The following is a 10308-nucleotide window of genomic DNA, read 5'->3' as shown; positions in this document are numbered from 1 at the left end:
TATCCGCATTGGCTCCACAGCAAATCCTCCCCCGCCCCCGTTTTCCCCGGGCTGGCTGCGATCGCAACTGTGTCCGGGCCGGTGCTGTCTGATGGTATGCATCAGCCTGCGCCCCGAGAGTGAGGATGGGATGAGGGGAAGATTAAGGATTCCTCATCAAAGGCCCCCCATTTGCGGCCCCGCGCTTAGGCACGGGCACCATCGGGTGCGGGCAAGGTCAGATCCGGGCGCCCTCGGGTGCGGGCAAGGTACGACGGCGGGCCAGGTCAGACGCGGACGCCGGAGGACTGCAGGGGGATCCGGATCATGAACGTGGCCCCGTGGCCGTATTCGGATTCCACCGTGGCCACGCCACCGTGCGCCTGGGCGATCGCCGCGACGATGGCAAGGCCCAGTCCCGAGCCTTCCACGCCGCGGCCCGTGTGCACGCGGCCAAACCGTTCGAAGATCCGTTGCTGGTCCTCTGCGGCGATGCCGATCCCGTCATCGCGCACCCACAGCACGAGGGTGTCCTGCGGGGGCAGCGAGGTGCCGTCGGCCGCCGTCGGGCGCTCAATTCGGGAACCGAGCGCGATTGTGGACGATGGCCTGGTGTATTTGACGGCGTTCGCGGCGAGCTGGACGAGTGCCTGGGTGAGGCGCTGCGGATCAGCCTCCACCACGTAGTCGGCCCTTTCATCGATCTGCCAGTGCCGGTCGGCAAGGACGTGCACCTTTTCCATGACCTGATCCAGGAGCTCCGGGATCCGGACGGGTTCACGCTGGATGAAGCCGATCTCGCCGGAGTTGGCGAGCAGCAGGAGGTCATCCACCAGACGCTGCATCCGGTCCACCTCGTCCAGCAGCACCTCCCGGGTGGCAATGACGTCGTCCGGATCATCGACCGTCTCCAGCTCGAGGTGCCCGCGGAGAATGGTCAGCGGGGTGCGCAGCTCATGGCCGGCGTCGTCCAGGAACTGCTGCTGTTGCTGGGCGCCCTCATCCAGCCGTTCCAGCATGGTGTTGAAGGTCTTGGCAAGCAGGGTGACGTCGTCCTCACCTTTGCGCACCTCCACCCGTTGCGTGAGGTCCTCCGGGCCGACCGCCCTGGAGGCCTCGCGCAGGCGGCGGAGCGGATCGAGCAGACGCCCCGCGACTATGCCGCCGATCACCGCGGCAGCCAGGAGCATGCCGAGGGACACCAGCGAATACGTCCGGACCGAGCTGGCGTTGTGCTCGCGCTGGTCGGCCGCGTCCCGGCCGACCAGGAAGAAGGTGCCCGTGACCCCCCTCATGGGCACAACCACAGTTCGGAGCGGGCGCCCGTCGGCGTCGAGTTCACCGAAAGACGCGCCGGCAGGATTCCTGAGCTCGGCGGCGTCGGCCATCATGCTGTCTTCCAGGAGGGCTTTGTCCCCGTTGCCCTCAACGGTCCACGCCACGCGCCCGTCCACGATCCCGGCCATGACCTCGTTGCTGCGTGGCTCGATATCTTCCGCGGCCTCGTGAAGGGCGCTGATGTACGTCCTGTTGGCGTACTCCCCGGACGTTTTCTTCTTGGTCTGGACGATCTTGACCACGGAGTTCGCCTTGTCCAGAAGCGCCTGGTCGAGCCTGGCATCAGCCTCCTGGAACTGCACCACGAACGTGACCAGCCCCGCCGTGATGAGCCCGGCGAGCATCATGCCCAGCATGGCGGCCACCACCCGGAAGCGCACCGAGTGGAACTTTGCGCCCCAGCCGGACGGGTCTTGGGTTTCCGCCTCAGGGAAGACGGCCGCCGGCGCGGCCGGGCCGTCTTCACCGGGATGTTCATCCGAGGTGGCCACTCTGTTCCCTTCCTGCGCGGATCAGCCTGCTTGGCCTAGCTGAGGCGGTACCCGGCGCCGCGGGTGGTGAGGATGCGGTCCGCGCCGAGTTTCATCCGCAACTGGCGCACGTACACGTCCACCACGTTGGAGGTGCCGTCGAAGTCGTAGCCCCAGACGTGGCTGAGCAGTTGCTGCCGGCTCAGGACCTGCCCGGGGTGGAGCAGGAACATTTCCACCAGCGCGAATTCGCGGGCGGAGAGTTCCACCATCCTGCCGTCGACGCTGACCGAGTGGGTGAGCAGGTTCAGCTCCAGGGGCCCGTAGCGCATGACGCTTCCCGCCAGCACATCGCCGGTGTCCGACTTGCGGATCCGGGCCTTGATGCGGGCCACGAGTTCCTCGAAGTGGAACGGCTTGACGATGTAGTCGTCAGCGCCGCCCTCCAGCGCTGCGACGGTGTCGCTGGATGATCCGCGGGCCGTGAGGAAGATGACCGGAATGCCCACCTGGCCGCGGCGCAGCGCCGCGAGGACGGCGTACCCGTCCAGGCGGGGGAGCCCGATGTCCAGGAGCAGGAGATCGAATTCGCCGCTGGAGGCGTAGTCCACGGCTGTGACGCCGTCGGCGACCACTGTGGGCACGTAGCCAGCCGCGCGCAGGCCCTTTTCGATGAAGCGGGAGATGCGTTCTTCGTCTTCGGCAATAAGGATACGGATCAAGGTGACTCCCTTGAGAAAGCCCGGATCCGGGAGGCGGGCTGGTCTGCGCGTTCCGGTCAGGGCGGCGGCGCAGCCCGTGCGGGACCGGAGGTCCCGGGTTCGGCGGGACGGCAGGATCGAGATTCAGAAGGAATGAACATCTGGTGCTCCTCCAGGAGACGGCCCAGCACCGTGGTGTTCCGTCGGGCTGCGGCTGAGACTATTCCCGCTTCTTTCATCCTGCCCCCGTATTGGAGCCTGCGCCACCTTTGATCGGTTGATTTTCAGACTGTTAACAGGTCACTCGCAGCAGCACGCCAGTGTTGGCCTGTTATGGCCCGAACAGGGCACCGGTGAGCTGGCGAGTCAGGTCGTGGATGAGGTCCAGGCGGTCCGCGCTGTCGGCGTCGTCCGGGCCCCAGGTGTAGATGACCACCGCGTAGGAGCGGTCACCGGCGCTGAGCAGGGCGGCGTCGTGGACGTAGCCCTGCACCACGCCGTACTTGTGGTGCACCGTGATGCCGGGCGCGATTGCGGCCGGGATGAGGTCCTCGTCATTGGTGTGCTGCATGTAGCCGAGCAGTTCCGCGGTGTGGTCGGCGTTGAGCAGTTTGCCCGTGGTGAGCTGCGTAAGGAGCCGCGCCATGTCCGCCGGGGCCAGCAGGTTTTGTTCGGGATCGTAGGTGATGCCGAGGGTGGCGGCATAGGCGGTGAGGTTGGGGTAGCCGATGTCCCGCATCAACAGGAGCCATGAGTCGTCGCTGCTGGTGTTGATCATGGCCTTGAGCTGGAACGCGGCATTGAACGCGCCCAGGGGAGCGTCGAGTGACTTATCGCCCGTTTCCACGAGGTGGTAGTAGGCGGCGGCCGTCAGGACCTTCGCGGTGCTCGCCGCGGTGTACGGTGCCACGTCGCCGTAGCTCTGCAGCTGGCCGTCGCGGGTGTTCATGACGGCGACGCCGATCCGGTGGTCGGGGTGTTCGCCGATGATCCGCTGCATCTCGGCGGGAAGGTCGACGGCGGCGGCCGGGGCTGCCGGTGCAGCCTCCGCCGGGTCCGGCTCCTGCTGGTGGGCGACGGTCAGGACGTCACCGGTCGGGAAATCACGGGTCAGGAAGTCGCGTGTGTGATCACCACCGGGTGAGGTGCGGATGGCGCCGAGGACCACGACGGCGGCCAGCACCAGCACGGCGGCGGCCCAGACGAGCACCACGTTCCTGCGGTGGGTGGGAGCGGCCGGCCGGGGGCCCGGATTCGTCATGTGCGTGGGCCTTTCCGGACTCGACTGGGTGGTGCCTCCGACGTTAGGCCGGGCCGGGGGCGAAGTCCACGGAGCGCGCGGGGCGCGGCCCAAGTGGGACAAAAATCCCGGATGCCGGTCCACTACGCTGGCATTCATGACCCGGAAAATCACTGTCAGCCTGCCGGACGCCACCTTGCGTGAATACCTTCAGCCGCACCCGGACGTCACCGTCCTGGAGTGGGACCTCGCCGGGGAGCCGCCCAGGCCGCGGATCGACATCGTGGTGCCGCCGTATATGGGCGGCCCGCAGGTCCTGCGCGGTCTGGAAAAGGTGGAAACGGCCCTGGTGCAGAGCCAGTCGATCGGGTACGACGGGGTGGCGGAGTTCCTGCCGTCCGGGCGGGTTTTCGCCAACGCGTCCGGCGTGCACGAGACGTCAACCGCGGAGCTGGCGCTCGCCCTGATCCTCGCCAGCCAGCGCGAGCTGCCCCGCCTGATCCAGAACCAGCAGGAGGGCCGGTGGGATGCCCGGCCCACCGCCAGCCTGGCCGACCGCCGCGTCCTGATCGTGGGCTACGGCGGGGTGGGCAAGGCGATCGAGGACCGGCTCCTTCCGTTCGAGACGTCCGTGACCCGGGTGGCCAGCACCGAACGGACGGATGAGCGCGGCCGGATCCACGGCATCGCGGAGCTGCACACGCTCCTGCCGGAGCACGACATCGTGGTGGTGGGCGTCCCGCTCAGCGACTCCACCCGACACCTGATTGATGAGGCCTTCCTCGCGGCCATGCCGGACGGCGCCCTGGTGGTGAACGTGGCCCGCGGCCCGGTGGCGGACACCGAGGCCCTGATCCGGCACACCGCCTCCGGCCGGATCCGAGCCGCGCTGGACGTCACCGATCCCGAGCCCCTGCCGCAGGACCACCCGCTCTGGCGGACCCCGGGCGTCATCATCAGCCCGCATGTGGGCGGCGCGAGCTCGGCGATGCGCCCGCGGATGGGCCGGCTGCTGCAGCGGCAGATCCAGATGATGCTGGCGGGCGAGCCGCCGGCGAACGTGGTGCTGAACGGCTGATCGGGCGCGGCAACGGCCCGGGCATGCCGCTTTAGCCCTCCTGGGTGACGGCCGCCATGTCGCCGACGCCAGGGGTGCCGTCGGCGAGCGCGTAGCGCTGCAGCACCGCGCCCTTCGGTGAGGCGACGACGGGCTCGATGAGTCTGAGGTTCGTCGGAACCACCCCGTCCGCGAAGACCTTCTTTCCACTGCCGAGGAGGATCGGGTACACCCAGAGGGTGAGCCGGTCGAAGAGCCGCTCGGCCAACAGGGTCTGCACGAAGTCGAGGCTGCCGATCACGTGGATGTTCGCGTGCCGGTCGCGAAGTTCGCGCACGGCGGCGGCAACATCGGGACCGAGCAGCGTGGAATCGGCCCACTCGAGGGCAGGCGTCCCGCGTGAGGCTACGTATTTCGGGATGCGGTTGAACAGCCGCGCGATGTCACCGTTGGCGTGCGGCCAGTACGCGGCGAAAATGTCGTAGGTCCGGCGGCCGAGCAGCAGCGCGTCCATCCCCGCCATCCCGGACCAGATCTGTTCCCCGACGACCTCGTCGATGAGGGGTGCCTGCCAGCCGCCGAACGCGAAGCCGTCGGCAGGGTCCTCGTCCGGCCCGCCGGGGCCTGCGCAACGCCGTCGAGCGTCGTGAACAGGTCGATATGGATGAGTCCCATGCCGTGCTCCTTCCCCGCAGCCCGTCGTCGCCGCGGCGACGGGATCACTTCGAGGCTGGCACACCGTTCCCCGCCAGGCAACAGGTTTCAAGGGCTCCCGGCGGTGTCCACCACGCAGAACCTGTTGCCCTCCGGATCGGCCAGGATCACGTAGTCCGCGTCCGCCGGCCGCTTGCTCCACTCCACCCGGGTGGCGCCCAGGGCCAAGAGGCGCTGCACTTCGGCGTCCTGGTCGTCCGCGTACAGGTCCAGATGCAGGCGCGGGGGAATCTGGACGGCCGCGGGGACGCGGTCCAGGGAGACGCAGGTGCCCACGCCGCCCGGCGGCTGCAGGATCACAAAGTCGCCGTCGGGGGCGTACCGCGGCTCGTAGCCCAGGGCGGCCTGCCAGAAACGCATCTGGCGTTCGAGGTTGTCCACCCGGATGACGATTGAGCCAATGCGCAGCATCCGCATCAAGCTACACCCGAGCCTCCAGTGCGGCAAGCAAACCCGCCCGGCTAACAGTCCGGCCGGGCGCGCAAACCCAGCACCTGGGCATCGCCGCAGGCCCGCCCCGGATTCGCCCTGAGAGGAACCCAGCTATCTCCCGGCGGCCGGACGTAAACTGACCGTCACATCGTTCTGTGTGAAACAGTCTGTGCCGCATGAAGTGGAGACCGGATGCTCTGGAAACTGCTCGTCGAATACCTGAGGCCGCAGCGGCGGCTGCTGTTCGCCGTCGTCGTCTTCCAGCTGGCGGCGTCCATTGCCTCGCTGTACCTGCCCACCCTGAACGCGGACATCATCGACCAGGGCGTGGCGACGGGAGACACGGACTACATCCTGCGCGTCGGCGGGCTGATGCTGGCCGTCACCCTGCTGCAGGTCGCCTGCACCGTCGCGGCCGTGTACTTCGGCGCGAAGGCCGCGATGGCCCTGGGCCGGGACGTCCGCGGCGCCATCTTCAGCCGGGTGGCGGCGTTTTCCGAGCAGGAAGTCACCCGGTTCGGCCCGCCGAGTCTCATCACCCGCTCCACCAACGATGTCCAGCAGGTCCAGCAGCTGGTCCTGATGTCCGCCACGCTCATGGTCACGGCGCCCATGCTCTGCATCGGCGGGGTGATCATGGCCATCCGGCAGGACCTGCAGCTGTCCTGGCTGATCGCCGTCAGCGTCCCCGTGCTCCTGGCCGCGGTGGGATCGATCATTATCCGGATGGTGCCGCTGTTCCGGCTGATGCAGGCCAGGATCGACACCGTCAACCGGGTGCTGCGCGAACAGCTGACCGGCATCCGGGTGGTGCGGGCCTTCGTCCGGGAGGACGTGGAGACCGCGCGCTTTGCCCGCGCCAACGAGGACGTCACGGACACCGCGTTGCGCGCCGGCCGGCTCATGGCGCTCGCGTTCCCCACCGTGATGCTGGTGCTGAACGTCTCCAGTACGGCCGTGATCTGGTTCGGCGCGTTCCGGATCGAGGACGGGTCCATGCAGGTGGGCACCATGATCGCGTTCCTGAGCTACCTCATGCAGATCCTGATGTCCGTCATGATGGCCACCTTCATGGCGATCATGATCCCGCGCGCGGCCGTGTCGGGGGACAGGATCGGCGAGGTGCTCGGGACAGAATCCAGCGTCCGGCCACCGCTGCACGCGGTGTCGCGCGCGGCCGGGCGGGCGGCGCGCGGCGAGCTGGAAATGCGCGGCGTCGGGTTCGCCTACCCGGGCGCCGAGCAGCCGGTGCTCCAGGACGTGAGCTTCACCGCCCGGGCGGGGCAGACGACGGCGATCATCGGTAGCACCGGCTCCGGCAAGACCACCCTGGTGAACCTGATGCCGCGGCTCTTCGACGCGACCTCCGGGTCGGTGCGCATTGACGGCGTGGACGTCCGCGAGCTCCACCCGGACCTGCTCTGGGGACACATCGGCCTGGTCCCGCAAAAGCCCTACCTGTTCTCCGGCACGGTGCGCAGCAACCTGCTCTACGGCAAGCCCGACGCGACCGAGGATGAGCTTTGGCGAGCATTGGGGATTGCGCAGGCGGAGGGCTTCGTGGAGGAGCTGGAGGGCGGGCTGGATGCGCCGATCTCGCAGGGCGGCACCAACGTCTCCGGCGGGCAGCGGCAGCGGCTCGCGATTGCCCGGGCGCTGGTGAAACAGCCCGAGCTGTACATCTTTGACGACTCCTTCTCCTCGCTGGACACCGCCACGGACGCCCGGCTGCGGCAGGCGCTCAAGCAGCACACCGCCGGGGCCACCATGGTGATCATCGCCCAGCGGGTCTCCAGCATTGTGGACGCGGACCAGATCCTGGTGCTCGAGCGCGGCAGGATCGTCGCGCACGGCACGCACGAGGAGCTGCTGGAGGCGTCGGAGACTTACCAGGAGATTGTGAACTCCCAGCTCGCAGCGGAGGAGGCAGCATGAGCCGCACCGACAAGGCGCCGACGCCGGCCCCCGCCGCCGCTCCTACCCCCGGGGCACCCGGCGCACCCGGGGCTCCTGCGGCGCAAACGCCGCTGCGGATTCCCCGGCCGGCGGGTGGACCCGGCCGCGGCGGCCCGTTCGCCGGGATGAACATCCCGGCCGAGAAGGCCATGAACTTCGGCCCGTCCGCCCGGCGGCTGCTGGGGGAGCTGCGGCCCGAGCGGCTGTGGCTGGTGCTGGTCCTGGTGCTCGCCGTCGTCGGGGTGACGTTCTCGGTGATCGGGCCCCGGCTGCTGGGCGAGGGCACCAACCTGATCTTTGCCGGCGTCGTGTCCAAGCAGCTGCCGCCCGGGGAGACCCAGGATCAGGTGATCGCCCAGCTGCGCGCCGCCGGGCAGACCCAGCAGGCGGACATGCTCAGCGCCATGACTCTGACCCCCGGCGCCGGGATCGACTTCACCGCGCTGGCCACCGTGCTGCTGTGGGCGTTGGTGCTGTACGTGCTGGCCTCGGTGTTTGGCTGGATGCAGGCGTATATCTTGAACGGCGTCGTGCAGCGCACGGTCTTCCGGCTGCGCGAGCGGATCGAGGCGAAGATCAATAAGCTGCCGCTGCGCTACTTCGATTCCGTGCAGCGCGGCGAGCTGCTCAGCCGGGTGACCAACGACGTCGACAACATCTCCCAGAGCCTGCAGCAGTCCATCAGCCAGGCCGTGACCTCGGTGCTGACCGTGGCCGGGGTGCTGGTGATGATGGTCCTCCTCTCGCCCACGCTGGCGCTGATTGCGCTGGTGACCATTCCGCTGACGCTGGTGACGACGGCGGTGATCGCCAAGCGCTCGCAGAAGCTGTTCGTCGCGCAGTGGCGGCACACCGGTGAGCTGAATGGGCAGATCGAGGAGACGTACACGGGGCACGCCCTGGTGAAGGTGTTCGGCCGGCAGCGCGAGGTGGAGGAGCGGTTCCGGCAGAAGAACGCGGAGTTGTACCAGGCGAGCTTCGGCGCGCAGTTCATTTCCGGGCTGATCATGCCGGCCATGACGTTCATTGGGAACCTGGTCTATGTGGGGATCGCGGTGGTGGGCGGGCTGCAGGTGGCCTCCGGGGCGATGCAGCTGGGAGATGTGCAGGCGTTCATCCAGTACTCCCGGCAGTTCACCCAGCCGCTGGCCCAGCTGGGGTCCATGGCGAACCTGCTGCAGTCCGGCGTGGCCTCGGCCGAGCGGGTGTTCGAGCTGCTGGACACGGACGAGCAGTCGCCGGATCCGTCGCCGGTTGAGGCGCCCGACGGCGGCCGGGGGCGGCTGGTGTTCGAGGACGTGTCCTTCTCCTATTCGCCGGACAAGCCGCTGATCTCTTCCCTGAGCTTGGTGGCCGAGCCGGGCCAGACCGTGGCCATTGTGGGCCCGACCGGGGCGGGCAAGACCACCCTGGTGAACCTGATGATGCGCTTCTACGAGCTCGACGCCGGGCGGATCACGCTCGACGGCGTGGACGTCACCGCGATGACCCGCGACGAGCTGCGCTCGCGGATGGGCATGGTGCTGCAGGACACCTGGCTGTTCGGCGGGACCATCCGGGACAACATCGGCTACGGCCGGCCCGGCGCTTCGGAGGACGAAATCCTGGAGGCGGCGCGGGCGACGTACGTGGACCGGTTCGTCCGCTCGTTGCCGGATGGCTACGACACCGTGCTCGACGACGAGGGTTCCAACGTCTCCGCCGGCGAGAAGCAGCTGCTCACCATTGCCCGGGCGTTTCTGGCCCGCCCGTCCGTGCTGATCCTGGACGAGGCAACTTCTTCCGTGGATACCCGGACCGAGGTGCTGGTGCAGAAGGCCATGAGCGCGCTGCGGTCCGACCGGACTTCGTTTGTTATCGCCCACCGGCTCTCCACCATTCGCGACGCCGACCTCATCCTGGTGATGGAAGCCGGCCAGATCGTGGAGCAGGGAACGCATACTTCGTTGTTGGAGGCCGGTGGGGCGTACGCCGCACTGTATGCGGCGCAGTTCGCGGCTCCGGTGGCGGAGGTCTGAGACAACATCTCCAGCGTCGGGCTCAGGACGAGATCGGTAGTTCGCTATTGGGCGGATCAGCTTTACGTAATATCCGCTATCGGTGGCTGGCCCCTGCGCAGGGCGTCGCGCTTTGATGAGCGCACAAGGCCACGGCCCAACACTTCGTGCCACTTGGGCTGCTTTAGGCTAAGTGACGTTGCCTCTCGAACCACCCTTGTCCCGCAGTCTGTGGGGAAAATTGCCGGTGCCGTCGCCGGACCTGTTGGAAGCATGGGTTCCGATTCGTTGTGGTCACGACGTGGGGGAGCGGTCTCAAAAGCGCCCCAGTGCAGCGGGGCCCTTACAGAGCGTGTCTTGACCATACGAGCACCGCGTGGGGCGTCTCTGCAGGTGCGCAGAACCAGCCTTCGAGGTTGTCGGA

General features: G+C 68.1%; 7 protein-coding genes and 1 pseudogene. 3 read left to right on the top strand and 5 right to left on the bottom strand.

Features of this window, described 5'->3' with window-relative positions; genetic code table 11:
• Window positions 1-266: 266 nt before the first annotated feature.
• The 3 genes from C560_RS0109955 to C560_RS21515 form a co-directional block, all read right to left on the bottom strand.
• Window positions 267-1808, bottom strand: a complete 1542-nt coding sequence (locus C560_RS0109955) for a sensor histidine kinase (RefSeq protein ID WP_051533088.1) — start codon at window positions 1806-1808, stop codon at window positions 267-269.
• Window positions 1809-1843: 35 nt separating this feature from the next.
• Window positions 1844-2509 carry a response regulator transcription factor gene (locus C560_RS0109950; protein ID WP_018774182.1) on the bottom strand — a complete coding sequence of 222 codons (666 nt, stop codon included), beginning with the start codon at window positions 2507-2509 and terminating at the stop codon, window positions 1844-1846.
• A 310-nt stretch (window positions 2510-2819) separates the two neighbouring features.
• The gene (locus C560_RS21515; protein ID WP_197026134.1) at window positions 2820-3749 is read right to left on the bottom strand and encodes a serine hydrolase; all 930 of its coding nucleotides are present in this window, start codon (window positions 3747-3749) and stop codon (window positions 2820-2822) included.
• Between the two features lie 136 nt (window positions 3750-3885).
• On the opposite strand from C560_RS21515, the gene C560_RS0109940 reads away from it, so the two are divergent.
• A complete protein-coding gene (locus C560_RS0109940; RefSeq protein ID WP_026538096.1) occupies window positions 3886-4806 on the top strand; it encodes a 2-hydroxyacid dehydrogenase in 921 nt (306 codons plus the stop codon).
• Window positions 4807-4837: 31 nt separating this feature from the next.
• On the opposite strand, the pseudogene C560_RS21510 reads toward C560_RS0109940, so the two are convergent.
• Both C560_RS21510 and C560_RS0109930 read right to left on the bottom strand, forming a co-directional pair.
• Window positions 4838-5460 (bottom strand): annotated as a pseudogene (locus C560_RS21510) (dihydrofolate reductase family protein).
• An 87-nt stretch (window positions 5461-5547) separates the two neighbouring features.
• Window positions 5548-5910, bottom strand: coding sequence for a VOC family protein (locus C560_RS0109930; RefSeq protein ID WP_026538095.1), 363 nt, complete (start codon window positions 5908-5910; stop codon window positions 5548-5550).
• A gap of 213 nt (window positions 5911-6123) precedes the next feature.
• On the opposite strand from C560_RS0109930, the gene C560_RS0109925 reads away from it, so the two are divergent.
• Both C560_RS0109925 and C560_RS0109920 read left to right on the top strand, forming a co-directional pair.
• Window positions 6124-7866 (top strand): ABC transporter ATP-binding protein, encoded by a 1743-nt coding sequence (locus C560_RS0109925; RefSeq protein WP_026538094.1) that lies wholly within the window; start codon window positions 6124-6126, stop codon window positions 7864-7866.
• Window positions 7863-9905 carry an ABC transporter ATP-binding protein gene (locus C560_RS0109920; protein ID WP_026538093.1) on the top strand — a complete coding sequence of 681 codons (2043 nt, stop codon included), beginning with the start codon at window positions 7863-7865 and terminating at the stop codon, window positions 9903-9905. Before C560_RS0109925 ends, C560_RS0109920 begins: the two co-directional genes overlap by 4 nt.
• Window positions 9906-10308: the final 403 nt, after the last annotated feature.

Origin of the sequence: Arthrobacter sp. 9MFCol3.1 (assembly GCF_000620385.1) — a bacterium.
GTDB lineage: Bacteria > Actinomycetota > Actinomycetes > Actinomycetales > Micrococcaceae > Arthrobacter.
This window is presented reverse-complemented; position numbering and strand designations above follow the sequence as displayed.

Coding starts and splice junctions, on each gene's coding strand:
- C560_RS21515 (WP_197026134.1), bottom strand. CDS start 3,749: ATGACGAATCCGGGCCCCCGGCCGGCCGCTCCCACCCACCGCAGGAAC.
- C560_RS0109940 (WP_026538096.1), top strand. CDS start 3,886: ATGACCCGGAAAATCACTGTCAGCCTGCCGGACGCCACCTTGCGTGAA.
- C560_RS0109930 (WP_026538095.1), bottom strand. CDS start 5,910: ATGCTGCGCATTGGCTCAATCGTCATCCGGGTGGACAACCTCGAACGC.
- C560_RS0109925 (WP_026538094.1), top strand. CDS start 6,124: ATGCTCTGGAAACTGCTCGTCGAATACCTGAGGCCGCAGCGGCGGCTG.
- C560_RS0109920 (WP_026538093.1), top strand. CDS start 7,863: ATGAGCCGCACCGACAAGGCGCCGACGCCGGCCCCCGCCGCCGCTCCT.